Source organism: Helicobacter pylori, from assembly GCF_016755635.1.
Lineage (GTDB): Bacteria > Campylobacterota > Campylobacteria > Campylobacterales > Helicobacteraceae > Helicobacter > Helicobacter pylori_CQ.
This window is the reverse complement of record NZ_CP051500.1, coordinates 149,057-175,443: the sequence shown is the minus strand read 5'-3', so window position 1 is coordinate 175,443 and position 26,387 is coordinate 149,057. Positions and strand designations below refer to the sequence as shown.

General features: G+C 38.5%; 30 protein-coding genes and 2 pseudogenes. 15 read left to right on the top strand and 17 right to left on the bottom strand.

Going from position 1 to position 26,387, the window contains the following annotated elements; translation table 11 throughout:
* Nucleotides 1–309: 309 nt before the first annotated feature.
* Genes efp through cbf2 form a run of 3 tightly spaced genes read right to left on the bottom strand, consistent with a single transcriptional unit; the run spans nt 310 to nt 2,736 of the window.
* A complete protein-coding gene (gene efp, locus HG567_RS00835) occupies nt 310–873 on the bottom strand; it encodes an elongation factor P (protein WP_202139810.1) in 564 nt (187 codons plus the stop codon).
* Between the two features lie 23 nt (nt 874–896).
* Nucleotides 897–1,820: a class II fructose-bisphosphate aldolase gene (locus HG567_RS00830; RefSeq protein ID WP_202139809.1), complete on the bottom strand. Its 924-nt coding sequence runs from the start codon at nt 1,818–1,820 to the stop codon at nt 897–899.
* A gap of 16 nt (nt 1,821–1,836) precedes the next feature.
* On the bottom strand, nt 1,837–2,736 hold the full coding sequence (gene cbf2 / locus HG567_RS00825; protein ID WP_202139808.1) for a peptidylprolyl isomerase CBF2: 900 nt from the start codon (nt 2,734–2,736) through the stop codon (nt 1,837–1,839).
* A 146-nt stretch (nt 2,737–2,882) separates the two neighbouring features.
* Between cbf2 and HG567_RS07730 the strand changes: the two are divergent.
* The 13 genes and pseudogenes from HG567_RS07730 (at nt 2,883) to HG567_RS00765 (ending at nt 13,883) form a co-directional block, all read left to right on the top strand.
* Nucleotides 2,883–3,099, top strand: a pseudogene (locus HG567_RS07730) (hypothetical protein).
* Nucleotides 3,100–3,211: 112 nt separating this feature from the next.
* On the top strand, nt 3,212–3,940 hold the full coding sequence (locus HG567_RS00820; protein WP_202139807.1) for an EI24 domain-containing protein: 729 nt from the start codon (nt 3,212–3,214) through the stop codon (nt 3,938–3,940).
* Nucleotides 3,934–4,701 carry a flagellar biosynthetic protein FliR gene (fliR, locus tag HG567_RS00815; protein ID WP_097693082.1) on the top strand — a complete coding sequence of 256 codons (768 nt, stop codon included), beginning with the start codon at nt 3,934–3,936 and terminating at the stop codon, nt 4,699–4,701. The genes HG567_RS00820 and fliR overlap by 7 nt, the downstream gene beginning before the upstream one ends.
* A gap of 9 nt (nt 4,702–4,710) precedes the next feature.
* The gene (locus HG567_RS00810; RefSeq protein ID WP_202139806.1) at nt 4,711–5,886 is read left to right on the top strand and encodes a molybdopterin molybdotransferase MoeA; all 1,176 of its coding nucleotides are present in this window, start codon (nt 4,711–4,713) and stop codon (nt 5,884–5,886) included.
* A 60-nt stretch (nt 5,887–5,946) separates the two neighbouring features.
* Nucleotides 5,947–7,038, top strand: coding sequence for a peptide chain release factor 2 (prfB, locus tag HG567_RS00805; protein ID WP_202139805.1), 1,092 nt, complete (start codon nt 5,947–5,949; stop codon nt 7,036–7,038).
* Between the two features lie 69 nt (nt 7,039–7,107).
* A complete protein-coding gene (cheZ, locus tag HG567_RS00800) occupies nt 7,108–7,833 on the top strand; it encodes a protein phosphatase CheZ (RefSeq protein ID WP_202139804.1) in 726 nt (241 codons plus the stop codon).
* 2 nt (nt 7,834–7,835) lie between these two features.
* A complete protein-coding gene (locus tag HG567_RS00795) occupies nt 7,836–9,104 on the top strand; it encodes a peptidase U32 family protein (protein WP_120890387.1) in 1,269 nt (422 codons plus the stop codon).
* A gap of 57 nt (nt 9,105–9,161) precedes the next feature.
* Complete coding sequence (locus HG567_RS00790; RefSeq protein ID WP_120980216.1) at nt 9,162–9,425, top strand: tetratricopeptide repeat protein; 264 nt, start codon at nt 9,162–9,164, stop codon at nt 9,423–9,425.
* Entirely contained in the window at nt 9,416–9,895 is a 480-nt protein-coding gene (locus tag HG567_RS00785; protein ID WP_187875735.1) for a CiaD-like domain-containing protein, read from the top strand. Before HG567_RS00790 ends, HG567_RS00785 begins: the two co-directional genes overlap by 10 nt.
* Before the next feature lie 235 nt (nt 9,896–10,130).
* Nucleotides 10,131–10,808 carry an acid response regulator transcription factor ArsR gene (gene arsR / locus HG567_RS00780; RefSeq protein ID WP_000573717.1) on the top strand — a complete coding sequence of 226 codons (678 nt, stop codon included), beginning with the start codon at nt 10,131–10,133 and terminating at the stop codon, nt 10,806–10,808.
* Between the two features lie 25 nt (nt 10,809–10,833).
* Nucleotides 10,834–12,204: pseudogene (gene arsS, locus HG567_RS00775) on the top strand (acid-sensing histidine kinase ArsS).
* Nucleotides 12,189–13,160, top strand: coding sequence for a porphobilinogen synthase (gene hemB, locus HG567_RS00770; protein ID WP_078269638.1), 972 nt, complete (start codon nt 12,189–12,191; stop codon nt 13,158–13,160). The pseudogene arsS and the gene hemB overlap by 16 nt, the downstream one beginning before the upstream one ends.
* Nucleotides 13,161–13,883: a YebC/PmpR family DNA-binding transcriptional regulator gene (locus HG567_RS00765; protein WP_108253554.1), complete on the top strand. Its 723-nt coding sequence runs from the start codon at nt 13,161–13,163 to the stop codon at nt 13,881–13,883.
* 515 nt (nt 13,884–14,398) lie between these two features.
* Here HG567_RS00765 and HG567_RS00760 read toward each other — a convergent pair.
* Nucleotides 14,399–15,319 carry a tetratricopeptide repeat protein gene (locus HG567_RS00760; protein ID WP_202163854.1) on the bottom strand — a complete coding sequence of 307 codons (921 nt, stop codon included), beginning with the start codon at nt 15,317–15,319 and terminating at the stop codon, nt 14,399–14,401.
* A gap of 152 nt (nt 15,320–15,471) precedes the next feature.
* On the opposite strand from HG567_RS00760, the gene rfaJ reads away from it, so the two are divergent.
* Nucleotides 15,472–16,575 (top strand): HP0159 family lipopolysaccharide 1,6-glucosyltransferase, encoded by a 1,104-nt coding sequence (gene rfaJ / locus HG567_RS00755; protein WP_202139801.1) that lies wholly within the window; start codon nt 15,472–15,474, stop codon nt 16,573–16,575.
* Here the strand turns inward: rfaJ and HG567_RS00750 are convergent.
* From HG567_RS00750 to recA, 6 genes are read right to left on the bottom strand one after another with little or no spacing between them, the layout of a single operon-like run.
* Nucleotides 16,572–17,528 carry a PDC sensor domain-containing protein gene (locus HG567_RS00750; RefSeq protein WP_108299759.1) on the bottom strand — a complete coding sequence of 319 codons (957 nt, stop codon included), beginning with the start codon at nt 17,526–17,528 and terminating at the stop codon, nt 16,572–16,574. The genes rfaJ and HG567_RS00750 overlap by 4 nt on opposite strands.
* A 21-nt stretch (nt 17,529–17,549) precedes the next feature.
* A complete protein-coding gene (locus tag HG567_RS00745; RefSeq protein WP_001164289.1) occupies nt 17,550–18,038 on the bottom strand; it encodes a shikimate kinase in 489 nt (162 codons plus the stop codon).
* Nucleotides 18,039–18,042: 4 nt separating this feature from the next.
* The gene (locus HG567_RS00740) at nt 18,043–18,639 is read right to left on the bottom strand and encodes an AMIN domain-containing protein (protein WP_187230225.1); all 597 of its coding nucleotides are present in this window, start codon (nt 18,637–18,639) and stop codon (nt 18,043–18,045) included.
* 16 nt (nt 18,640–18,655) lie between these two features.
* Complete coding sequence (locus HG567_RS00735; RefSeq protein WP_000146234.1) at nt 18,656–18,931, bottom strand: hypothetical protein; 276 nt, start codon at nt 18,929–18,931, stop codon at nt 18,656–18,658.
* Entirely contained in the window at nt 18,924–20,204 is a 1,281-nt protein-coding gene (gene eno, locus HG567_RS00730; RefSeq protein ID WP_150198730.1) for a phosphopyruvate hydratase, read from the bottom strand. The genes HG567_RS00735 and eno overlap by 8 nt, the downstream gene beginning before the upstream one ends.
* A 12-nt stretch (nt 20,205–20,216) precedes the next feature.
* A complete protein-coding gene (gene recA, locus HG567_RS00725; protein WP_000963119.1) occupies nt 20,217–21,260 on the bottom strand; it encodes a recombinase RecA in 1,044 nt (347 codons plus the stop codon).
* A gap of 97 nt (nt 21,261–21,357) precedes the next feature.
* Here recA and HG567_RS00720 point away from each other — a divergent pair, with 97 nt between their 5' ends.
* The gene (locus HG567_RS00720; RefSeq protein ID WP_202139800.1) at nt 21,358–22,221 is read left to right on the top strand and encodes a menaquinone biosynthesis family protein; all 864 of its coding nucleotides are present in this window, start codon (nt 21,358–21,360) and stop codon (nt 22,219–22,221) included.
* On the opposite strand, the gene HG567_RS00715 is transcribed toward HG567_RS00720, so the two are convergent.
* From HG567_RS00715 to ccoO, 7 genes are all read right to left on the bottom strand, one after another.
* The gene (locus HG567_RS00715; protein WP_202139799.1) at nt 22,218–22,985 is read right to left on the bottom strand and encodes a hypothetical protein; all 768 of its coding nucleotides are present in this window, start codon (nt 22,983–22,985) and stop codon (nt 22,218–22,220) included. The two genes, HG567_RS00720 and HG567_RS00715, sit on opposite strands and share 4 nt — an antisense overlap.
* 82 nt (nt 22,986–23,067) lie before the next feature.
* The gene (locus tag HG567_RS00710) at nt 23,068–23,658 is read right to left on the bottom strand and encodes a hypothetical protein (protein WP_202139798.1); all 591 of its coding nucleotides are present in this window, start codon (nt 23,656–23,658) and stop codon (nt 23,068–23,070) included.
* 12 nt (nt 23,659–23,670) lie between these two features.
* The gene (locus tag HG567_RS00705; RefSeq protein WP_202163853.1) at nt 23,671–24,255 is read right to left on the bottom strand and encodes a hypothetical protein; all 585 of its coding nucleotides are present in this window, start codon (nt 24,253–24,255) and stop codon (nt 23,671–23,673) included.
* A 100-nt stretch (nt 24,256–24,355) separates the two neighbouring features.
* Nucleotides 24,356–24,562: a DUF4006 family protein gene (locus HG567_RS00700; protein WP_060474299.1), complete on the bottom strand. Its 207-nt coding sequence runs from the start codon at nt 24,560–24,562 to the stop codon at nt 24,356–24,358.
* Between the two features lie 10 nt (nt 24,563–24,572).
* Complete coding sequence (gene ccoP / locus HG567_RS00695) at nt 24,573–25,451, bottom strand: cytochrome-c oxidase, cbb3-type subunit III (protein WP_000346887.1); 879 nt, start codon at nt 25,449–25,451, stop codon at nt 24,573–24,575.
* 1 nt (nt 25,452) lies between these two features.
* On the bottom strand, nt 25,453–25,671 hold the full coding sequence (locus tag HG567_RS00690; RefSeq protein WP_001847091.1) for a cytochrome c oxidase, cbb3-type, CcoQ subunit: 219 nt from the start codon (nt 25,669–25,671) through the stop codon (nt 25,453–25,455).
* Between the two features lie 10 nt (nt 25,672–25,681).
* Entirely contained in the window at nt 25,682–26,380 is a 699-nt protein-coding gene (gene ccoO, locus HG567_RS00685; protein ID WP_202163852.1) for a cytochrome-c oxidase, cbb3-type subunit II, read from the bottom strand.
* Between the last annotated feature and the right edge of the window lie 7 nt (nt 26,381–26,387).

Below are 26,387 nucleotides of genomic sequence, written 5' to 3'. Positions count from 1 at the left end.
TTTTTAGGGAAATATTTTGTGCTTAATACCCCATAACCCCCAATCAAATTCCATAACCCCCAAAGAATGCTTTTTTAAGAGGTTATCCGCTTGATTAAATCAAGCTCTTATATCAAGCTCTTATGTTTAATCTTAAAAAATGCCTTTGAATATTTTTATTGGCACTCAATAAAAAAAGTCAATCCATTTTAAATAATTTTTAATCACAGATTTCATACACGCTTTAAACAAAGCCCAAAAAAGGGGCTGATAACACCCCTTATGACAAAAAGGCTGTGTCTAAAGCACTAGCTCAATAAAAAGATAATCTCATTTCACCTTTTCAAGATACTCTTCTGTTTCCGTATTCACCTTAATCGTCTCACCTTCTAAAACATGGAAAGGCACTTGCACGACCGCACCGGTTTCTAAAGTCGCTGATTTTTTGCTCGCGCTTGAAGTATCGCCCTTAAAATTAGGGGCTGTTTCTACAATCTTTAAAGCCACAACTTGCGGCACATCCACTGAAATCGCCTTGTCATTATGCAATAAAACCTGCACTTGCATGCCGTCTAGCATCCATTTAGAAGCCTCACCCACTTGAGAGTCGTTCAAAGCGATTTGCTCATAGCTCTCTATATCCATAAATTGGTATGTATCGCCATCGTGATAAAGGTATTGCATCGTTTTTTCAACCAGATTAGGCTCTTCGCACTTATCCCCCGCATGGAAAGTCTTCTCAATCACCTTACCATCCAAAAACGACTTGATTTTCGTGCGCACGAAAGCCGCACCCTTGCCGGGCTTGACATGCTGGTATTCTACAATTCTATAAGGCACACCACCCAATTCAATTTTTAAGCCCTTTTTGAGCTCGCTCATCCCAATTGCCATGTTACACTCTTTCCTCTTGTTGATTAAATTTTATTAGCGCTGCCCAAAAGTTTCATGCGCTCTTTGACCACATTTTTAAGCGCTAATTGGGCCGGAGAAAAAAACTTCCTCAAATCAAATTGGCTCTTATCTTCATTAGCCACCTTGCGCACTTCTGCGATGAAAGCGATCCTTAAATCCGTGTCGGTATTGACCTTATTGATCCCCCCTTTTATAGATTCTCGTAGAAATTCAAAAGGCACGCCCTTAGAACCTTTCAAATCGCCTCCAGCGTCCAAATAAGATTTCCTCACATCATCTGGTATCGCACTCGCTCCATGCAAAACTAAAGGGATATTAGTGAGCCTTTTGACTTCTTGCAAGCGTTCAAAATCCAATTTTGGCTCACCCTTAAACTTAAACGCTCCATGGCTTGTCCCAATGGCTGGGGCTAAGTAATCCACTTGAGATTCTTTGACAAACTGCTCCGCTTCTTTAGGATTCACTAACACCGCGTCCTTTTCATCTACCGAAATATTGTCTTCAATCCCCATTAAACGCCCCAACTCAGCTTCCACGCTCACTCCAGCGTTATGCGCCATTTTGACCACTTTAGAAGTCAATTCCAAATTTTCTTCAAAAGCATGATGAGAGGCATCAATCATCACAGAAGTGAAACCCGCTTTCACGGCTTTTTCACAGCTTTCAAAAGTCGTGCCATGATCTAGGTGTAAGGCTACAGGAATGTGGGGGTAGCGTTCGCACATGATTTTCACCATGCCCACTGCCATATCAATCCCCATGTATTTGATCGCTCCTTCACTCGCTTGAATGAAAAGCGGGGAATTTTCCTCATTTCCTGCTTCAAAAATAGCGTTTAGCATTTCAAAATTCACGAAATTAAACGCCCCCACCCCATAACCTTCTTTATGGGCTTTCAATAAGATTTCATTGCCTTTAACTAACATGATAACACCTCATCAATTATTTGTTGATAACAATTTTAGCGTGCTTCCTTAATTCCTCGATTCGTTGATTCATGCGTTCTTGGAAAAGCTTTTCTTGTAACATCCCCTTAATGGTGGGTTTAGCTTGCTCATAAGTATAAGTTACAGGGCTATCTTTAGAAATCAAATAGATAATATGATAACCAAACTCTGTTTTAACAGGGGTTTTAGTGTAATTCCCAGGAGTTAAAGCGAAAGCGGCTTTAGAAAAATCCGGAGCCATTTGGTTTTTCTGGAATTTCCCTAAATCACCGCCATTTTGTGCATTCTTGCTGTTAGGATCAATCGTATCCCGATTGGCTAGCTCAATGAATTTGGCTTCTTTCTTGGTCTTTGGCTGTTTGTCAATCTCAGAAATAATCCTTTTGGCTTCATCTTCGGTTTTCACTAAAATATGCCTAGCATGGGCTTCTTGCTTGACAAAAAGCTGATCTTTATTAGCGTTGTAAAAATCTTGCATTTCCTTTTCTGGGATTTGGATTTTTTTCACTTCTTCAGCCTGTTTTTTAGCCCAAAATTCCACTAAAGCCTGTTTTTTAACCGCTTCCATCATCGCTTTAAATTCTGGAGTCTGATCGAGCTTTTCTGTTTTAGCTTCATTTTCTACAAGCGCAGTGCGAATGGCTTGCTCAATCAAGGCTTCTTTTTCTTTCTCTTTAAGCTTGTCAAAATCAAAATTAGGATTTCGTTGCTTAATCATATCAAAATCGCTTTTAGTGATAGGCCTGCCATCCACTGTCGCTAACACGCCTGCTGAAGAATCAGTCGTTTTTTTCGTGTTATGCGTAGTGTTATTTGCGTTATGAGCCGGCTTAGCCATCAAAAACGACGCGCTCAACGCGCCCACTAACGCTAAATTCAAGATATTTTTTTTCATTGTGTGTTCTCCACTTTAAACTAATTTTCATCATTAAATTCGCATTATAGCAAATTTAAAACAAAATCAGCTATCATGATTATAGAAAACTCACAATAAAGAGTAAGAAATGCTTAAAGTTATTCATTCCGTTAAAAGCGGGTAAAATGTTCGCCACAGATATTGTAATAATTTATTGTATTTATTGGTGTTAGTTATGTTCTTTTTGGGAAGAAAAAGGGTGTTAAAGAAGATTCAAAATTTTATAAGACAATGATGAATGTTATATTTACCATTGTTGCTGTAATCATTTTGTGTCCTTGGATACTGATGGTATTGTTTTACCCCATAATATTTTTATTACTATATGTTATTCCATATTAAATAACTTCTATATTCTTTTAATCAATCTCGTATTTATAAACTTACTATGTAAGATTAAGGGACTTTGCGCTTAAATTACCCTAGCAAAGTGAGTGAAGAAGGATTTCAAGTTATGCTTTTGTCTTTATCTATCCTTAAAAAAAGCTTTAATGATTTTTTGAGCACTAGAATGCTTTTAATCAATCTTGGCCCTATCCTTTTGAGTTTGGCGTTTTTTGGAGCTGTTTTTTACTACAATGGCACAAATATTGTGGGCTATTGCCAAACTTTATTACCGCAATCTTTGAATGACTATTCCCATTCTCAAGGCTTTTTTGCTGGCGTGTTCGCATGGGTTTTTAAAGCGTTAGTGTATTTTCTTGTTTTTTGGATCGTGATTCTTTTGAGTTTAGTCATCAATATTTTTGCGTCTGTTTTTTACACCCCTTTGGTGGTCTCTTATTTGCACCAAAAATATTATCCCCATGTTGTTTTAGAAGAATTTGGCTCTATTCTTTTTTCTATTAAATATTTTTTAAAATCGCTCATTTTTATGCTTTTATGGATGGCGGTTTTAACGCCCTTTTATTTCATTCCCTTTATAGGGATCTTTGGGGTCTTTTTTTCTATAATTCCGCATTTTCTTTTTTTCAAAAACACCATGAGTTTGGATATAGCCAGCATGATTTTTAACCATCAAAGCTATCAAAATTTACTCAAACAGCACCGGTTAAAACATTATCGTTTCTCGTTTTTTTGCTATCTTTTTTCCTTAATCCCTTTTTTTAATTTTTTTGCTACTTTATTGCAAACCCTAATGCTAACGCACTACTTTTTTATCCTTAAAGAAAAAGAATGCTAGATTTCATTCAAGAGCTTAGCACCCCCCATGTTAGGGATTTTTTCTTGTTGTTTTTAAGGGTTAGTGGCGTGCTGTCTTTTTTCCCTTTTTTTGAAAACCATTTAGTGCCTTTGTCGGTGCGTGGGGCTTTGAGCTTGTATGTGAGCACGATTTTTTACCCCACTTTAGAATTTTCAAACGCCGCTTACACGCCAGAGGGTTTTATTATTGCTTGCTTGTGCGAGCTGTTTTTGGGGGTGTGCGCGTCTATCTTTTTGCAAATCGTCTTTGCAAGCTTGGTGTTTGCAACCGATAGCATCAGCTTTTCTATGGGGCTTACGATGGCGAGCGCATATGATCCTATTTCAGGATCGCAAAAACCCATTGTGGGGCAAGCCCTTTTATTGTTAGCGATTTTAATTTTATTAGACTTATCGTTCCACCATCAAATCATTTTGTTTGTGGATCACAGCTTAAAAGCCGTCCCTTTAGGGCAATTTGTCTTTGAGCCAGCGTTAGCTAAAAACATTGTCAAAGCCTTTTCGCACTTGTTTGTCATAGGGTTTTCTATGGCGTTCCCTATTTTATGCTTGGTGTTATTGAGCGATATTATTTTTGGCATGATCATGAAAACCCACCCTCAGTTCAACCTACTCGCTATCGGGTTTCCGGTTAAAATTGCGATCGGGTTTGTGGGCATTATTTTAATCGCTTCGGCTATCATGGGGCGTTTTAAAGAAGAAATCAGCCTGGCCTTTAGCGCCATTAGCAAAATCTTTTAAAGGATCAATATGATTAGTTTTAAAGAAGCTCTAAAAATCCATTCTAGCATTCCCCTAAAACCCTTAGAAATAGAGGTTATTTCTTTGTTTGAAAGCATAGGGCGCATTTTAGCAGAGGATATTATTTGCATCCACCCCTTGCCTAAATTCAATCAAAGCGCAATGGATGGCTATGGGTTTAAAATGCAAGATTTAGGCAAAAAAACTCAAGTCATTCAGCGCATTTTTGCTGGAGATGATGTGAGCGCTTTAGAAGTTAAAGAAAATGAATGCGTTAAAATCATGACTGGAGCGATGGTGCCAAAGGGAATAGAAACGATTGTCCCTATAGAATGCATGCTAGAAAGCCATACAAATTTCGCCCTAGCTCCCAAAGATTTTAAAATAAACGCCAATATCCGTCAAAAGGGCGAAAACGCTTCTTTAAACAGCGTGTTAGTCCCTAAAAATACCCGTTTGAATTACGGGCATATCGCGCTCATTGCCTCTCAAGGGTTAAAAGAAATCAAAGCGTTTAGGAAATTAAAAATCGCTTTATTTAGTAGCGGCGATGAATTAGTGCCTTTAGGGCAAAACGCCCTAGAATGCCAAGTTTATGATGTTAATTCAGTGGGTATTTTTAACATGCTTAAAAACTACAACACGCATTTTTTAGGGGTTTTAAAAGATAATAAAGATTTACAGCTTAAACCACTTGAATCACAAGATTATGATGTCATCCTTTCAAGCGCGGGGGTGAGTGTGGGGGATAAAGACTTTTTTAAAGACGCTTTGAAAGAAAAAAACGCCCTTTTTTATTATGAAAAAGTCAATCTCAAACCTGGAAAACCGGTAACTTTAGCCAAACTCAATCAAAGTATTATTATAGGCTTACCGGGTAATCCTTTAAGCTGCTTATTGGTTTTACGAGTTTTGATTCTACCCTTACTAGAGCGCTTATCCTTAAATAAAGATTTTAAACTAAAACCCTTTAAGGCTCAAATCAATGCCCCTTTAAAGCTTAAAGGCGAACGAACGCATTTAATTTTAGGCAACTATTCAAACAACCAATTCATTCCTTACAACGACAACCGCTATGACTCAGGAGCGATTCAAGCCCTTGCGCAAGTTGATTCTATCGCTTTAATTGATGAAGGAGTAAGATTAGTTCAGGGCGAAATTGAAATTTTAAGGTTTGAAAATTAAAATGGCTTTTAACAATGCTATAATGACAAGCTTAAAACCCCACTCATAAAGGTTCTGTTTGTGGATAACTACACCTATAGCGAATTGTTAAAAAGCTTGCAAAACAAATGCGATAATATCGCTTTAATCATCAAGCCTGAAAAGATCAAACAAGAATTAGAACGCATTGAAAAAGAGCAAGAAGACCCTAATTTTTGGCAAGATGTCTTAAAGGCTAGAGATACCAATAAAGAAAAAGTGCGCCTAAACCGCTTGCTAGAAACCTATCAAAAAACGAAAGATTCTTTAGATGAAAGCGTAGAATTGTTTGAACTCGCTCAAAACGATAACGATGAGGTTACTTTATCCTTGCTCTATGAAGAGGCTCCTGTTTTAGAGCACAGCGTCCAAAAAGTAGAAATTGAAATCATGTTAAGCGGTGAAAATGACACTTCAAACGCTATTATCACCATTCAGCCTGGAGCGGGGGGGACTGAAAGCCAAGATTGGGCGAGTATTTTGTATCGCATGTATTTGAGGTGGGCGGAAAGAAGGGGCTTTAAAAGCGAGATTTTAGACTATCAAGATGGCGAAGAAGCGGGCATTAAAGGGGTCGCCTTTATCATTAAGGGCGAAAACGCTTATGGCTATTTGAAAAATGAAAATGGGGTGCATAGGCTTGTAAGGATTTCACCCTTTGATGCGAACGCCAAACGGCACACGAGTTTTGCGAGCGTGCAAATTAGCCCTGAATTAGACGATGATATTGATATAGAAATTGATGAAAAAGATGTCCGTTATGATTATTACAGAGCCAGTGGGGCAGGCGGTCAGCATGTCAATAAAACAGAAAGTGCGGTTAGGATCACACATTTCCCTACCGGTATTGTGGTGCAATGCCAAAACGACAGGAGCCAGCATAAAAACAAAGCGAGCGCGTTAAAAATGCTTAAATCCAAGCTTTATGAATTGGAATTAGAAAAGCAGCAAAGCAGTGCCAAAAATGAAGAAAAAAGCGAGATCGGTTGGGGGCATCAAATAAGAAGCTATGTCCTAGCCCCCTACCAGCAAGTCAAAGACGCGCGCTCCAATATTGCTTATAGCAATGTGGAAGCGATACTAGACGGCGATATTGATGCGATTTTAGAGGGCGTTTTGATTGCTAAAGCTTAAGTGCGCTAAAATGACAGCTAGGAATTATGGTTAAAAACGCTTTTTAAAACCAATTGGCAAGGAACAACAATGACACAAGAAGAATTAGACGCTTTGATGAATGGTGGCGATTTGGAAAACTTGGAAGCCTTAGAGGCTAAAGAAGAGGCTAAAGAGCCAACTAAAGAGAAAGAAGAGGCTAAAGAAGAAAGCTCTAGCCAAAAAATGACCGTCAAAAAAGAAGACGCTGAAAAATATGGCAAGATTAGCCCCAATGAATGGCCTCCCCCTCCCCCCACTGAAGAGCATAAAGTCGTGCATCAATTAGATGATGTTACAAGAGATTCTGAAGTGAAAGCCACGCAAATTTTTGATCAATTGGATTTGATCGGAGCTAGCGCTGAAAAGATCGCTAAAATGGTTAAAAAAATCCAAGAACCTTTGCAAAAACACCAAGAAATTTTTGACAATTTGCATGGCCATTTCCCCCATGTGGAATCTTTTAAAACCGCGCTCAACGAGCAACAAGAAATCCTAAACGCCCTTAAAAGCATTGAAGAAGAAGCCGCTAATTGCTCTGATAGCTCCATGCAAGCGATGGATATTATGCAGTTTCAAGATATCCATCGCCAAAAAATTGAACGAGTGGTCAATGTCATGCGAGCGCTCAGCCAATACATGAATTCGCTTTTTGAAGGCAAAATTGATGATTCTAAGCGCGTGAGTTCAGCGACTTTTATCACCGGCGATGACGATAAAGATTTAGCCAGCGCTGATGATATTGAAGCTTTGATCGCTTCTTTTGGAGCCAAATAGTTTTGAACCAAGTTGAATTACTCTCTCCAGCTGGTAATTTAAAAAAACTTAAAATCGCTCTCAACTATGGGGCTGATGCGGTTTATGGGGGAGTGAGCCATTTTTCTTTACGCAATCGTGCTAGCAAGGAATTCACTTTAGAGACCTTTAAAGAAGGGATTGACTACGCCCATGCCTTGAATAAAAAAGTCTATGCGACCATCAATGGTTTCCCTTTCAATTCACAGCTCAAACTTTTAGAAGAGCATATTTATAAAATGGCAGAATTAGAGCCAGACGCTTTCATTATCGCTGCGCCTGGTGTGGTGAAACTCGCTTTAAAAATCGCCCCGCATATCCCTGTCCATTTATCCACGCAAGCGAATGTCTTAAATTTGCTCGATGCGCAAGTGTTTTATGATTTAGGGGTTAAACGCATTGTGTGCGCTAGGGAATTGAGCCTGAATGATGCGATTGAAATTAAAAAAGCCTTACCCGATTTAGAATTAGAAATCTTTGTGCATGGGAGCATGTGCTTTGCCTTTTCAGGGCGTTGCTTGATTTCGGCCTTACAAAAGGGGCGTGTGCCTAATAGAGGGAGTTGCGCGAACGATTGCCGGTTTGATTATGAATATTATGTGAAAAACCCTGATAACGGCGTGATGATGAGGTTGGTTGAAGAAGAAGGCGTAGGCACGCATATTTTTAACGCTAAAGATTTGAATCTCTCTAGTCATATCGCTGAAATTTTAAGCTCCAACGCCATTAGCGCGCTCAAGATTGAAGGGCGCACCAAGTCCAGTTACTACGCCGCACAAACCACGCGCATCTATCGTTTAGCGGTTGATGATTTTTACCATAACACCTTAAAGCCGAGTTTTTATGCTAGCGAATTGAACACGCTTAAAAACAGGGGTTTTACGGACGGCTATTTGATGCGAAGGCCTTTTGAAAGGTTGGATACTCAAAACCACCAAACAGCCATTAGCGAAGGGGATTTTCAAGTCAATGGCGAAATAACCGAAGACGGGCGTTTTTTTGCATGCAAATTCACCACCACCACTAACATAGCTTATGAAATCATCGCCCCCAAAAATGCGGCTATCACGCCCATAGTCAATGAAATTGGCAAAATTTATACCTTTGAAAAACGCTCTTATTTAGTGCTGTATAAAATCCTTTTAGAAAATAACACCGAGTTAGAAACTATCCATAGCGGGAATGTGAATTTAGTGCGACTGCCCGCACCTTTACCGGCTTTTAGTTTTTTACGCACCCAAGTCAGAGTCTAAAAAAATGGAGTTTAATAATTAAGAATGAGTATTCTTTAAAGGGTAATTGAAAACACCATGTCGTTAGAAACTATCACGCTCGCTAATATTTATGAAGAACAAGGGTTTTTTGAAGAAGCGTTGCAAATTTATACTAATATTTTAAAAAAAACCCCTGACCATGCAGAGGCGTTAAAACAAATAAAACGCTTGGAAAAAATCCAAAAAAATGGCGCTCCTTTCAAACACGATGCAATACTAGAGCAGCACTATTTGAATTTTATCAAAGGGGATTTTTTGAGCGTTGAAAATTTAGAAAAATGGCTGGTAGAATGGAATTGAAAAACATTATTTCAGAAACCCTTAATGAAATTGAAAAAATGGCTAAAACCATTGATGATGGTTTTAATACGGCACAAAAAACGCCCTCTTTTTTCAAAACGCCCCCTTATTTGCAAAACGCCAAAAACGCTGAAACGCCACCAATGAGTAACACGGAGCCAAAAAACGCTGCTAAAATAGAAACGCAAGAAAAAATCACAGAAGAAAATACAGAAGAAAAAGAAGAAGAGGCGCCAGAAATCATTATAGAAGAAATCGTGCAAGAAAACCCCACGCAAGTGTTAATTCCAAACGAGCGGGTTTTTTTAAAAAATTTATTAGAGAGGACCTTAGTGTTGTTTAAAGGCATGCAAGCTTTAGAAGAAAAAGAAGCCATGAAGCGTTTGGATTTAGTGGCGCGTTTCTTGCAATACCAATTGAGCGTGCTTGAAAAACGATTAGAATCTTTGGAGCGAGAAGACACAGAGTGAAAAATGATCAAAGGAATTTTTTAAAAACATTAAAAAATAAGACTTTGATTTTCAATATTCCATGAAAACAAAGCCTTAAATTCCCATTAATAACTATGATAATGTTTTGAATTTTTATTTTTAAGACATCTTTAAGGTATCTTTAGTAATAAAATGCTAAAATCAAGCCCTTAAAACATTAACAGAGTTAATCGTTTTTAAAGTTGTAAAAATCATTGAAGGAGTTAATTGAAGTATGATAGAAGTTTTAATGATAGAAGATGATATAGAATTAGCCGAGTTTTTGAGCGAGTTTTTGCTCCAACATGGCATTCATGTAACCAATTACGATGAGCCATACACCGGCATTAGTGCGGCTAACACACAAAATTATGATTTGTTGTTATTGGATTTGACTTTGCCTAATTTAGACGGGCTTGAAGTGTGTAGGCGCATTTCCAAACAAAAACATATCCCTATTATTATTTCTTCAGCAAGAAGCGATGTGGAAGATAAGATTAAAGCGCTAGATTATGGGGCTGATGATTACCTCCCTAAACCCTATGATCCTAAAGAATTATTAGCTCGCATCCAGTCCTTACTCAGGCGTTCTCATAAAAAAGAAGAAGTGAGTGAGCCAAGCGATGCGAATATCTTTAGGGTGGATAAGGATAGCCGAGAAGTGTATATGCATGAAAAAAAGCTAGACTTAACTAGGGCTGAATATGAAATCCTTTCGCTTCTCATTAGCAAAAAAGGTTATGTGTTTAGCCGTGAAAGCATTGCGATTGAGAGCGAGAGCATCAACCCTGAAAGCTCTAATAAAAGCATTGATGTGATCATTGGCCGTTTGCGATCCAAGATTGAAAAAAATCCTAAACAACCGCAATACATCATCTCTGTTAGAGGGATTGGTTATAAATTAGAATACTGATATTCTAATAAGGAGTTAAGGGGTTTTGCGTTTCTCTATCTTTTTTAAAGTTGTCGCTTTGTTTATGGTAACGCTCTTTAGTTTTGGAGCGTTCGCTTACTATTTCGTGTCTTCTCAAATCAATCACGAAAACTATCAAAACGAAATGCGCCATTATCAGTTTGTTACCACCATCAATGAAATTTTAAATAACTACTCTGATTATAGAGCCATAGAAGATTATCTCTATAAAATTGGTTTTAAAGAAACCACAATGGAAAATTTAGAAAAGGTTTTAGCCAAAAGACGCCACCAGTTGCACCATAGGAATATTGGGTATGCTGAAGTGTTTAAATTCAGCGATATGGTTTTTATCCTTTTAAAAAAGAATGAGCATTTTGTGCTTTATAAAGATTTGCATTCGGTTTCTTACAGGAATTATTTCTTAGCTATTATGGTGGGTTTATTATTGATTTTATTCCTTTTTTTATTTGTTTTGCAGAGTTTATTGCCCTTAAAAGAGTTAAGATCTCAAGTGAAACGCTTCGCTCAAGGGGATAAAAGCGTGAGTTGTAAAAGCAAGCAAAAAGATGAAATAGGGGATCTGGCTAACGAATTTGACAATTGCATCCAAAAAATCAATGCGATGAATGAATCTCGGGTTTTATTTTTGCGCTCTATCATGCATGAATTACGCACCCCTATCACTAAGGGCAAGATACTAAGCTCTATGCTCAAAGAAGAGCTGTCTTACAAGCGCTTTTCATCTATATTTGATCACTTGAACATGTTGATTGAGCAATTTGCCCGCATTGAGCAACTCGCTTCCAAAAATTATGGGAGCAATAAAGAAAAATTTTTAATGAGCGATTTGATAGACAAGATTGAAAAAATGCTTTTAATTGATGAGGATAAAAAAAGCCCTATCCATGTATCCTCTTCAAATTACATCATTGAAGCGGATTTTGAATTGTTTTCTATAGCGTTAAAAAACATGATAGATAATGCGATTAAATACAGCGATGACAAACAGGTATTTTTGGATTTCATAGGAAATAATTTAGTGGTGTCCAATAAAAGCAAACCTTTAAAAGAAAATTTTGAAAAATATTTGCAACCCTACTTCAAATCTTCTAACCCCAGCCAAGCCCATGGTTTTGGGTTAGGCATGTATATCATTAAAAACGCTTTAGAGGCTATGGGATTGAATTTGAGCTATCATTACAGCAATGGAAGAATTTGTTTCACTATCCATGATTGCGTTTTTAATAGTTTTTACGATTTAGAAGAAGATGATGAAGAGTTACCCCCCCCCCCCCCGAAAATTTGAAAGAGGTGAAGGGAATGATGGGGATAGAAAAAGCCAATTGTGGGGTTAAAGAAAAACAATAAAGAGAGAACATGTTCAAACGATTGAGAAGATTACGAAGCAGCGAAAATTTAAGGGCGATGATAAGAGAAACGCGTCTGAATATTGATGATTTCATCGCTCCCTTATTTGTCATAGAAAGCGATAGTTATATTAAAAATGAAATCAGTTCCATGCCTGGCGTTTATCAAATGAGTATCGAGCCTCTTTTAAAAGAATGCGAAGAATTAGTGGGTTTAGGCATCAAAGCCGTTTTATTGTTTGGCATTCCTAAACATAAGGACGCTACAGGAAGCCATGCGTTAAATAAGGATCACATTGTCGCAAAAGCCACGAGAGAAATTAAAAAACGATTTAAGGATTTGATCGTTATAGCGGATTTGTGTTTTTGCGAATACACCGACCATGGGCATTGCGGGATTTTAGAAAACGATTCTGTGTCTAACGATAAAACGCTAGAGATTTTAAATCTTCAAGGGCTTATTTTAGCCGAAAGCGGCGTGGATATTCTAGCCCCAAGCAACATGATGGATGGCAATGTTTTAAGCTTGAGAAAAGCGCTAGATAAGGCCGGGTATTTTCACACGCCCATCATGAGCTATTCCACTAAATTTGCGAGCAGTTATTACGGGCCTTTTAGAGATGTAGCCAATTCTGCACCGAGTTTTGGCGATCGCAAAAGCTATCAAATGGATTACGCTAATCAAAAAGAAGCGCTTTTAGAAAGCTTGGAAGATGAAAAACAGGGTGCGGATATTTTAATGGTGAAACCGGCTTTAGCGTATTTGGATATTGTTAAAGAGATTAGAGATCACACTTTGCTCCCCTTAGCGCTCTATAATGTGAGTGGGGAATACGCCATGCTCAAACTCGCGCAAAAACACAACCTGATCAATTATGAAAGCGTTTTATTAGAAACGATGACTTGTTTTAAAAGAGCGGGAGCGGATATGATTATTAGCTATCATGCTAAAGAAGTGGCTAACTTATTACAAAGGAATTGAATGGGACGAGCGTTTGAATACAGAAGAGCGGCTAAAGAAAAACGATGGGATAAGATGAGTAAGGTTTTCCCCAAGCTCGCCAAAGCGATCACTCTAGCGGCAAAAGATGGCGGGAGCGAGCCGGACACGAATGCCAAACTACGAACAGCGATTTTAAACGCTAAAGCGCAAAACATGCCTAAAGACAATATTGACGCAGCGATTAAAAGAGCGAGCAGTAAAGAGGGGAATTTGAGTGAAATCACTTATGAGGGTAAGGCGAATTTTGGCGTGTTAATCATTATGGAATGCATGACTGATAACCCCACTAGAACCATTGCCAACCTTAAAAGCTATTTCAATAAAACGCAAGGGGCAAGTATCGTGCCTAATGGCTCTTTAGAGTTTATGTTTAATAGAAAAAGCGTGTTTGAATGCTTGAAAAATGAAGTAAAAAATTTAAAACTCAGCCTAGAAGATTTAGAATTCGCTCTCATTGATTATGGCTTGGAAGAATTAGAAGAAGTAGAAGACAAGATTATTATTAGGGGGGATTATAACAGCTTCAAACTCTTAAATGAGGGGTTTGAAAGCTTGAAATTGCCCATTTTAAAAGCGGGTTTGCAACGCATCGCCACAACGCCCATTGAATTGAATGACGAACAAATGGAGCTTACCGAAAAATTACTGGATAGGATTGAAGACGATGATGATGTGGTCGCGCTTTATACGAATATTGAGTGAAAGGCAAAAAGGCTCAAAGTATTTTTTAACAAAACCAACAAAAAGTTTTGTTGCTATAAGCTTGTAAAATCCTATGAAGAGTTATAAAACTCCTTTTTATTGGATTTTAACCTTATTTTGATTGAATAAAGGTTTTTGTTTTGATCAAATATGAATAGCTTTTTCAATATTCTTTTTTAAAAAACTTGTTTTTAAGCTTTTTCATAGTTAATTTTTATTCTGTAAGTTATTTTTTAAAGCGGATAGGGGGATTTTGAAATAACGCCCCCTTTAACCCCATTAAATCCCCTAAAGAGCGCTTTAAAAAATTATCGCTTGTGTTGTAAGCTCTTTTATATTTGTTTTAAAATGCCTTTGAATGTTTTTATTATCAATATGAGAGCGAATCCAAACCCTAGATTTGTGGATTTTTAATCTCAATACCCATCAATAGAGACGCTTAATCCCTATTTGATAATAGGAGAATAGAAAGATTTCTATAAAATGAGTTTTAATCATAGCCCCTAAACTCTGGCCTATTGCGTATCATCTTGCGTGTCGTTTTGCGCGTCATCTTGCAAATCATCAGACTTCTTGCCAATCACTTCTTCTAACACTTTACAGCTACCACTAAAGCCTAGAGTGCAACCTTTCTTATAATACGAAATGGCTTTATCTAAATCCTTTGGAGTGCCATTACCCGTGTAATACATCACCGCCACATTATGACAACCGCTCCCTTCTTTTAAAGAACAACCCTTTTTATAAAGATTCAAGGCCTGCTCTTCATTTTGTCTGACATAAAGACCGGCTTCATACATATAGCCTAAGCTCACACAGCTCGCTCCGTCTTTTAAATGGCACCCTCTTTTAAAATTCGTAAGGGCTTTTTTCAAATCCTTCTCCACACCTTTTGCGTTCCTATACATATACCCTACAAAGTTACAACTGATGCCGTAATTCAAACTGCAAGCGTATTTAGAAAGAGAAAGGGCTTTGGCATAATTTTGCTTAACACCTGTGCCATTAAAATACATAAAACCTAAACTCCCGCAACTCACCCCACCCTTTAAGTGGCACCCTCTCCTGTAATAATAGATAGCCTTTGGAAGATCTTTTTGAACGCCATCGCCATCTTCATACATAGAGCCTAAACTCGTGCAAGCGAGATGATTCCTTAAATTGCACCCTCTTCTGTAATAAAAAACGGCTTTTGGAATATTCTGATCCACGCCATCGCCATCTTCATACATAGAGCCTAAACTCGTGCAACCAACCCCCACCCTTAAATTACAGCTCCTCTTATAAAAAGCCACCGCTCTATGGTAATCCCCTCTCTTAAGGGCTTGATTAGCCATCTTAAAATATTTCTCACCGGTTGTAGCCACCAAATAACTGAAACAACTTGCCATTAAAAACAAAATCAAAACCCACTTTTTAGTCCAACTCTTTATCATCTCATTCCTTACAAAACTAAGCCAAAGCTCGCACAAAGAAAAATCAGTAAAACCCCAATTTAATTGGTTATTATAGTATAATATTGTCAAAAAATAAATTCAACTTTTGGATTAAATTTAATTAAAAACCTATTTTAGGGAAACAGCTTAAAATGAGTATTATTATTCCTATTGTCATCGCTTTTGACAATCATTATGCCATGCCGGCTGGCGTGAGCTTGTATTCCATGCTAGCTTGCGCTAAAACAGAACACCATGATAAAAAACTTTTTTATAAAATCCACTGCCTGGTGGATAATTTAAGCCTTGAAAACCAGCGCAAATTGAAAGAGACTCTAGCCCCCTTTGATGCTTATGCGAGCGTGGATTTTTTAGACATTTCAACCCCTAATCTTTACACCCCTTCAGTAGAGCCCTCTGCGATTGATAAAATCCATGAAGCTTTTTTGCAACTCAATATTTACGCTAAGACTCGCTTTTCTAAAATGGTCATGTGCCGTTTGTTTTTGGCTTCTTTATTCCCGCAATACGACAAAATCATCATGTTTGATGCAGACACTTTGTTTTTAAACGATGTGAGCGAGAGTTTTTTTATCCCGCTGGATTCTTATTATTTTGGAGCGGCTAAGGATTTTTCTTCTCCTAAAAGCCTTAAACGCTTTCAAATAGAAAGGGAGAGAGAGCCTCGCCAAAAATTTTCACTCCATGAGCATTACCTTAAAGAAAAAGACATGCAAATCATTTGTGAAAACCACTATAACGTTGGGTTTTTAATCGTGAATTTAAAGCTATGGCGGGCTGATAAATTAGAAGAGCGCTTATTGGACTTGGCCCATCAAAAAGGCCAGTGCGTGTTTTGCCCTGAACAGGATCTTTTAACGCTCGCATGCTATCAAAAAGTTTTAATCTTACCTTATATTTATAACACCCACCCTTTCATGGCCAATCAAAAACGCTTCATCCCTGACAAAAAGGAAATCGTCATGCTGCATTTTTATTTTACAGGAAAACCTTGGGTTTTACCCACTGCTTTATATTCTAAAGAATGGCATGAGACTCTTTTAAAAACCCCTTTTTATGCTGAATATTCCGTGAAATTCCTTAAACAAATGACAGAATGTTTAAGCCTTCAAGACAAACAAAAAACCTTTGAATTTCTTTCCCCCCTACTCAATAAAAAAACCCTTTTAGAATATGTCTTTTTTAGATTGAGTAAGATTTTCAAACGCTTAAAAGAAAGGTTTTTAAACTCTTAGCGTTCTCGTTTGGGCAACACGCTATAGGCGAATTTAACGTAAATCGCTAAACTTATCAAAAGCACTGCCACGCCGATAGCCAAATACACCGCATAAGTGATTTTATCCGGTTCGCTCACGCTGAATTTAAACACGAGCATTAACGCCTCAATGGCTAATGCGATAATGATAGAGCCTAAAAACCTGATCATCGTGCGGTGGATCGCATGGTGATTATCCCCACTATTTTTACCCAACACTTCCTCTTCAAAAATCGCCTTGACCAAATCAAAGGTGGCTAAAGCTAAGGTTAAAAGCACGATAGGGTGGAACACTTCTTTAATATCAAAACTGCTAAAATTGACAATCGCTGTCCAAAAGCTAGAAATGCATTTCACAAATAAAAGCAGCGACACTAAAGTGAGCATGATAGAAATCATAAAATACATGACCATGCTCCCTTCGCTAAAGGTTTTAAAATACTTTGAAGGCGAGCTGATTTCAATCGCCACCCTCAAAGGGATTTGCAAGCACACCACAAACGCTAGATCATTATTTTGATCATACACCGGGTAAGATGCGCTCACTACTAAATGGTTTCCTTTTTTAGAAGGATAGGGATCTGTTAAAATGCAACGCTTTTCACTCACGGCTTGATAAAAATAGTATTTATCGCTAAAGCTGGCATGCGATTCTAATTCAATCCCTTCTGTTAAATCATGCTCTAATATCCCTTCCTTATGCCCCTGCTCTTTAAGTTGGCTTGGCTTAAGAATTAGCATGCCCTTAGCGTCTAACACAAAAAAACTTTTTGCCATTTTGATTTCAGCGTGCATTTTTCTGATCTGTTTGTTTAAATAATCCAAAGTGATTTCAGGGAGATGGTTGCGGATATTGTGCGAAAACAAATAGGTAAGATAAGCGTATAACTCGGTGCGGATCTTGGAATATTGGACAATGTCTCTACTTAACATCAAAAGGCCTTTAAAAAAAATTTATGCGATGAATTGTAGCACTTGTTTTAAAGAATTATTTAAACCACCTCTTGCATCAATGATAAAGGAGGCGTTTTTTTCATAGAGGGCTTGGCGTTTTTCAAAAAGTTCTTTGGCTTGAGTGAGATCATTCAAAAGGGGGCGTTTTTCCCTTTCTTTTTGATTCAAACGCTTAATCAAGGTCTCAAAATCCATTTTGAGGTAAAAAGTTGTGCCTAAACCCTTAAGATTTTCATGCATCACAATGCCCCCACCGGTAGAAATAACATGGGGGGTTTTGAGCGTTTTTAATTCATCAATCAAATTTTTTTCAAACATCCTGAAATTGTCTTCGCCAAGCTCTTCAAAAATTTCTCTCACGCTCAAGCCCACCCTCTCGCTAATGATCATATCCGTATCCAACACTTCCAATTTCAAAGCAAGCCCCAATTCTTGCGCTAAAGAGCTTTTACCGCTCCCCATAAAACCGATTAAGACTAAATGCTGCATGCTTTTATTTCAATTTTAATTCATACGCCCCATTTTTTTCTTCCAAAAGATAGCGGTATTTCCCGTCTAAAATGAGCGTGATGCGGTAATAATCTTTGTGCGTGCCGACTTTAATTTGAGAAAAAAATTTCTGGTTTAAATCCATGTTTTGATAAATATCCAAAGGGCCTTTTTGCGTGTCTAACACGATTCTATAAGGATTGACCAGCACAAAAGAGCGCAAAATTTTATAAGGGGAACGCAAAATCATCGTGTTGTTTGCCATTAAAAAATCAAAATCTTGGATCTGGTAGCGTTTTTCAAAGGCGTCTTGATTAAGGGTGTGTTGGGAGAGTTTTAAGGGGTAATGCCAATCAATGCTTTTATCAATGCCCACGACTTTAGAATGGATAGAGCCATCAATATCCTGGTAAGTGAGCGTGATTTGTTTTAAAATCCTAGCGCTCGTGGGCAAATCCACATGGATTTCTTTAAAATAGCTGTCATAGATCCCATTAAAGCCCCCTTGCAAATTCTTGGAATTGATTTCAGACTCAAAAGGGTTGTCTCTAGCCAATAAAACGCTTAAAACCACCACCAAACCTATCATCTTTTTTAACACTGCCATTTCCTTAAATCTAATCTCTAGGCCGTAATTCCCTCAATTCAAACAAACGCTTTTGCAAGCGCACATTCTTGCTTTGCAATTCGGTGATTTCTTGTTGCAATCGTTCATGCTTGTCTCTTAAATCCAAATAAACCTCTAAAGAAGAACCCCCAAAAAGCAACTTCCCTAAATAATACCCAAACCCAAGCAGTAAAAGGAAAAAGACAATAAGGGAGCTATGGCTATAAAAAAAATCTCGCGCTTTGTTGTCTTTGATTTTATCGTTTTCAAAAAGGCCACTAGCCATGCTTAAACAACTCTTTACCGATATAAATCCCCCCTTTTAATTCATGCTCAATCTCTAAAAGGCGGTTGTATTTGGCGATCCTTTCGCTCCTTGCGGTGGATCCGGTTTTAATTTCTCCCGTATTGAGCGCGACTGCAAAATCAGCGATAAAGCTGTCTTCACTCTCCCCGCTTCTATGGCTCATCACGCATTGATAGGCATGGTGTTTGGCTAACCTTATGGTTTCCAAAGTTTCACTAATGGTGCCGATTTGATTGGGTTTGATCAAAATGGCGTTCGCAATGTTTTTTTCAATGCCTTTTTGTAAAATGTTTGCGTTCGTTACAAACAAATCATCGCCCACTAACTGGATTTGACGCCCTAATTCCTTGCTTAAAAACGCCCAACCCTCCCAATCGTCTTCGCTCAAACCATCTTCAATGGATACAATCGGGTATTTTGCCACCAACTCTTTATAATAAGCCACTAATTCATGCGAATCTAGAATCTTATTTTCACCCTTTAAATGGTAATTGAAATGTTCATCCACTAACTCACTGCTCGCTACATCTAAAGCGAGCGCGATTTCTTCGCCTAATTTATAGCCGGCTTTTTCAATGGCTTGAGAAATGGCTTCAAGGGGTTCTACATTGTTGTTAAAATTAGGCGCAAAACCCCCCTCATCGCCCACGCTTGTGAGCTGATTCTTTTCATCTAAAAGTTTTTTAAGCGTGTGATAGACTTCTGCGCTCGCTCTTAAGGCTTCTTTAAAACTCTCAAACCCTAAAGGCATGATCATGTATTCTTGAAAGTCTATGGAATTATTCGCATGCGTTCCGCCGTTGATGATATTGAGCATTGGCACAGGCAAAGTCAGAGCGTTAGCCCCCCCTAAATAGCGGTATAATGGCAGATTTAAAGCCTTCGCGCTAGCCCTTGCTAACGCCATAGAAACGCCCAAAACAGCGTTCGCCCCTAAATTAGCGTAATTAGGCGTGCCGTCTAAAGCCCTTAACCTCTCATCCACAAAGGCTTGACTAGTCGCTTCAAGCCCTATTAAATGGTGTTTGATCACGCTATTGACATTTTCGCATGCCCTTAAAACCCCTTTACCCAAAAAACGGGTTTTGTCATTATCCCTTAATTCTAACGCTTCTCTTTTACCGGTGCTCGCCCCGCTAGGCACAATCGCGCTCGCCTTAGTATTATCGCTTAAAACCACGCTGGCTTGAATGGTAGGATTGCCCCTACTATCCATCACTTCTAAAGCATGAATATCTTTAATGGTTAGCATCAAAATCCTTTTTTATTCCATTTCTTCTAAAGGCTCATCCGGTAAGGGCATGATCTCTTCATTAGAACCAATACTCTCTTTAATCTTAAGAGTGATTTCATTCGCTAGGGCTTTATCTTCTTTCAGTAGGGCTTTAGCGTTTTCTCGGCCTTGCCCTAACTTTTTATCCTGATAACTAAGCCATGCCCCGCTCTTATCCACAATGTCTAATTTCACGCCATAGTCAATGATTTCGCCCTCTTTAGAAATCCCTTCCCCAAACATGATGTCAAATTCCGCTTCTCTAAAGGGCGGAGCGACTTTATTTTTAACCACTTTGGCTTTAGCTCTGTTACCGATATGCTGTTCGTTTTGTTTTAAAGCCGCAATCCTTCTAATATCAATCCTAACGCTCGCATAGAATTTTAAAGCGTTACCTCCGGTTGTGGTCTCTGGACTCCCATAACCCATCATGCCAATCTTCATCCTGATTTGATTAATAAAAACGAGAGTAGTGTTCATCTTGTGCAAAACACCGGTGATTTTCCTTAACGCATGGCTCATAAGCCTTGCTTGCAAGCCCACATGCTGATCGCCCATATCCCCATCAATCTCCGCTTTAGGCGTAAGAGCCGCCACCGAATCCACCACCACCAAATCAATCCCTCCGCTTCTGGTGATCGTTTCTAAAATCTCTAAAGCTTCTTCGCCTGTGCTTGGTTGGGAAACGAGTAGATTTTCCGTATCCACACCCAATCTCTTAGCATAATACACGTCTAGGGCATGCTCAGCGTCAATGAACGCGCACACGCCGCCATTTTTTTGGCATTCTGCAATAATATGCAAGCTTAAAGTGGTCTTCCCACTTGACTCTGGCCCATAAATTTCAATGATCCTGCCCTTTGGAACGCCCCCAATCCCTAAAGCCAGATCCAACCCTAACGAGCCTGTAGAAATAGCGTCAATCTTTTCTACTTGCTTATCCCCAAGGCGCACCAACGCCCCCTTACCAAAAACCTTATCAATTTGTTTGATCGCTAAAGAAATCGCTTTTTGTTTGTCTTCATCTATTGCCATAAATCACCTTATTGAATTTGATTTGTTTATTCTATCAAATCCTAGCCTAAAATCTATTATAATAAAAGGACTTACCCTATCACAAAAGGATTTTACTTTGATTAGTGTCGCTCATAGCCCTGATGCTGATGATATTTTCATGTATTATGCGATTAAGTTTGGCTGGATAGATTGCCCCATTAAGAATAAAACATTCAAAAACATTGCCCTTGATATTGAAACCCTAAACCAAGAAGCCCTAAAAAACACTTACGATGTGAGCGCAATCAGCTTTGGGCTATACCCTAAAATTGCAAACGATTATGCTTTGCTCCCTACAGCGACGAGCTTTGGGAACGGCTATGGGCCTAAATTAGTGAAAAAAAAGGGCGTGAAATTGAAAAAAGATTTTAGAGTCGCATTAAGCGGGGAGCACACCACCAACGCCCTTTTGTTTAAGATCTATTACAAACATGCGCGCATCACTTACATGAATTTTTTGGACATTGAAAAAGCGGTGCTTGAAGGGAGCGTGCATGCGGGCGTGCTCATCCATGAAAATATCTTGGATTTCCATGATGAATTAGAAGTGGAAAAAGAATTGTGGGATGTTTGGAAAGAACTCATTGAAGTGGATTTACCCTTACCTTTAGGGGGCATGGCGATTAGGCGCTCTATCCCCTTGTATCGTGCGATTTTGATTAAAAAGGCTTTGATTAAAGCGGTTGAAGCCGCGCTAAAACACCAAAATTTGCTCTCTAGCATGCTGTTAGAGCGTTCGCTCATTCGTGTCAATAAAGAGCGCTTACGAACTTATTTAAGCTTGTATGCGAACGAAACTTCAACGCACTTAAGTGAGGTTCAAATTCTCGCCATAGACAAGCTTTTTGAATTGGGCTATCAGCACGGATTTTACACTAACTTGTTAAAGACTAAAGATTGCTTGCTCACTGATGAATATTTAAAATACCGCTTTTCTTAATCCAATTCTAATTTATGCATAAGCAAGTAACGGATCACCCCATACAATAAAAGGATTTTTAAAAAATCCACCCCCCATAAAAGGTAGTATTTATTTTCTTGCAATTCTTGTTGTTGCAAGAAATAATAAAATCCCTCATTGATGCTTAAACTAGAGCTCATTAAGGGCAGTAACGAATTAAACGCTAATTCCAAAACAACCCCCACCAAAATGAATAACAGCCCCCCTAGTAAAAAACGCGCTTTTTTGATCCTAGCAGCGTTTAAAACGCTCAAAACAAATAAAAATTTCATTAAAACAAGCCCTAAAAACAGCGCAACGCCTATAGTTTTAGTGGGTTTTAACACAAAGGTTTTTAAAGCGGTGTGCAAGATAAACAGCACGCTGGATTGCGCGTTAAAAAGAGAATAGCCCAAACGAACGCTCGCCACAAACCAGAACAAACTGAAGATAAAAAACACCATGGGGAGCAAGATTTTAGGGAGCAATAAAGACTCTAAACTAACGGGTAAAGAAAAGCTTAAAACCCCCCTTTTAGAAAAAAGCGCATTGAGATTTTTGATCGCTCCCACACTGATTGCAATCAGTAAAAACGCCCCCAAGACAAAAAAGAGCGTGTAGCTTAAAGTGAGCATGGTCGTTTCTTCAACGCTTTGAGAGGAAAAACAAACCGCTAAAATAGTGAGCGTTATTAAAAAATTCCCCACAACAACATTCCCTACTTGCCCCAAGGCGTCATGCTTAAAAACTTTTAAAAAACCCATAGCCTTATTATACCCGTTTGGATAGAAAATTCAGGCTTTTTAAAATGATTGAGTGTTAATAAAAAACGCTAAAGGCATTTTTTTAAACGCGCTGCTTGAAAAAAGCCAGTTGCTCCAAAATCAATTCTTCTTTATTTTTAAAAACAAATTTAAAAAGGATCTTATAGCGCCCCCTTTTATCGCTCTCTAACAAATCAAATTTTAAAGGTTCGCATGCACTTCTACAATCAAGCGTCCCCAATAATCTGGGCTGTGATGGGCTGGGATAAAACGCTAAATACACTTGAATATTTGGCGGATCTAAAGCGGGTTTGAGCGGTTGCAATTGCGCATAAAGCGTGTTGGATTTTTCCAAAATCAAAGCGTTGTTTAAAAGGGTTTCTTGGAGTTTTTTATCCCCATGCGTGCCTTTAGAAAAATAGGGCAAAATGGGGGTTTTAGGGCTTTTAATAAGGGGTTTTAAACCCACCAAAAAACGATAATTAGACTTAAAATTTTCATAAATTTTAAGCATGTCGTTAAAGTTTAAATCCACTTCGTTATGACCCTTAAAATACACTAAATCGTTTTTAGGCGAATTTTTTAGGGCAAACACCACCAAAAACACCACAATCCCAAGTCCAAGAATAAGCACGCTCATGATCCCTAAAGGCCAAAAGTTTTTTTCTTTCATTGATTTTCTCTCTTAAGATTTTTTAAAAAAATAAAGCCCCAAAAACGCGCCTAAAAGCGTCAATAATAAAATATAAATAACCACCTTTACAAAAGTTACTCCCTTAGGAGCGTTAAAATTTTGCACAATATTCACATGATATTTTTCCGCTAAAGCATCTACTGCGACCGAATAGCCGTTAATGAGCATGGCTGAAATCCTTTGGGGCGTGTATTCTTTAGCGTTTGTGGGGAGTAAGGGAGCGATTTTTTCAAAAAAGATTTTATCAGTGTCTAACAAATCTTTAGGGTTAGCCACTAATTCTATTTTTTGAGCGTCATGGTAAAAAAAGAATACCACAAAAGGGGGCTTGAGCTGCTTTAAAAAGCCCTCTTGATAATTTTGGCGTTCCTTTTTGAGTGCCAAAGCGATAGGATTTTTTTCAAAATCCGTCATATCAATCACAAAACGCACGCCTGCTTTAAGATAAAGCTCTTTAGAAACGCCCTCTACAAACGCAACGCTTTTTTCTACCAAACGCCCCTTAGAATTATTAAAAACATAATCATCGGCCCCCAAACAACAAACAAAGGCTATTACAAGCCATAAGATTCTCATGTGCTAAACAAAAACAAGTTAGGCACAAAAGAAATAACAATCGTCATTAAAATGGTCGCTACTACCATTAAGGCTAAGATTTTTTCTAAAGTCGTGAATTTCATTTTTTACTCCCTTGATTGACCAATTCATAATTAGCCCGGTTTTGGGTGTTTTTCATCTCTAAAGCGTTAATATCCTTATAGCGGTAATAATTGGTGGCTTGCTCTTTTTGGATATGGATCGCTTTGAGCGTAAAAAAAACGGCTACACACAATAAAATAACCACAATCAGTAAATTCCCTGCTAATCCGTTTAAAAATTTCATCTCTTTTCCTTTAATCTTCTAAGGGTTTTAGCGATTGGATAAATTCGGCTAACGCTTTAACTTGCAAATCGCTAAAGTTTTTATATTTGAATGATGGCATATGCCCTATATTGCCCTTTTTGCCATGCGTTAAGATATTTCTCAAAAAATTCTCTGTGCCGTAAGCGGTCAAATCGGCCGCAAACACTTGATTTTCTTGCAAGCCCTTACCATCATTGCCATGACAGCCTGTGCAACCCATGCTTTCAAACAGCTCCTTGCCCTTATCAATGAGTTGAGGGTTTTTGGTTTTTTTAACGCTAGAAATTTCTGCCATCACATAGCTCGCAATCGCTTTAGCGTCTTTTTCGTCCAATTCCATAGCAGGCATTTCCCCAGCGAGATAATCCATGCCTTTAGAGCCATGCTTAATGGTATCCATAATGCCCTCTTCTTTACCCCATCGCACCAGATTTTGAGCGCTCCCATGCAAGCCCTCAGCGGTGATGCCATGGCATTGCGAACAATGGACTAAAAAGATGCCTTGCCCCATATCCACCAATTCCTTTTGACCCAAATGCTTCCATTTGGCTTCAAATTTTTGGTTGTGTGCTTTAACCTCTTCATTGTATTGCCCGATTTGAGAAAAGCTATTCAGCGGATACCCAAAGAAAAAATACCAAAAAGCCCACACAATCGTGCACATAAAGCTTGCGATCCAGCCTACTGGCACATTATTGGCAAACTCCCCTATCCCATCAATCAAATGCCCATTTTCTACAAGCTCACCTTGAGATTTGCTGTCGCGCATTTCTTTAATGAGCGAACTGGATTCATAGATGGTTAAAACTAAAATCACAAGCGCTGCAATCAAGCCAAAAACATTTATATGGTCGTTTAAAAAATCCATTTCAACTTTCCTTTATGCCCTTATCATGAACTTCTTTATGGCGTGGTTCAATCAACTCATCTTCTAAAGCATCATTTAACGCTAAATACCCGTATCGCTCATAATCCACGACACCCTTTTTTTGCTTTCTATACATGCTAAAAATATAAGCGTACAAAAAGAGCGTAAAAAGAATAGTGAAAAACGCATACGCAAAACCTCTCAAACTTTCTAAATCCATCACTCACCCCTTACTTAGCGTTTTGATTGGCGTTGATCCTGGAATTACCCAAGCTATTCAAATAAGCGATCAAAGCCACAATTTCTAACACTTCACCTCTTTGAATGGCATCTAGCACCCTCTTGTCTTTCATATCGGCTGTGATTTTTTTAGCTTCTTCTAAATAGGCTTTTTTCGCTTCTTCTACGCTCCCTAATTTCACGCCGTTTTCTGTGTCATAAGGCACGCCAAAAACCTTTTTTTGCGTCAAAGCTTCTGCATAAGCGGTGTCAAAGTCGCTCTTTTTTGCAAATAAATGCTTATAGGCGGGCATGATGCTGTGTGGCACAACGCTTTTAGGATCAAACATGTGCTTTTCATGCCAATCGGTTGTGCGATAATCCCCCACCCTGTGCAAATCAGGGCCAATCCTTTTAGAACCCCATAAAAATGGCCTGTCATACGCATATTCCCCGCTCAAACTATACGCACCATATCGATCCACCTCAGCTTGGAAGGGGCGAATAAGCTGGGAATGGCAGTTATAACAACCTTCTTGGATATAAACTTGCCTCCCCGCTGTTTCTAAAACCGTATAAGGCCGTAAGCCTTCAATGGGGCGAGCGGATTTAAAGAAGTTAGGCAAAATCTCCACTAGGCCTGCAATCGCAAACACAAAAATAAACGCAAGAGTGAAAAAGAACGGGTTTTTTTCTAAAAAACTAAACATTTCCAAC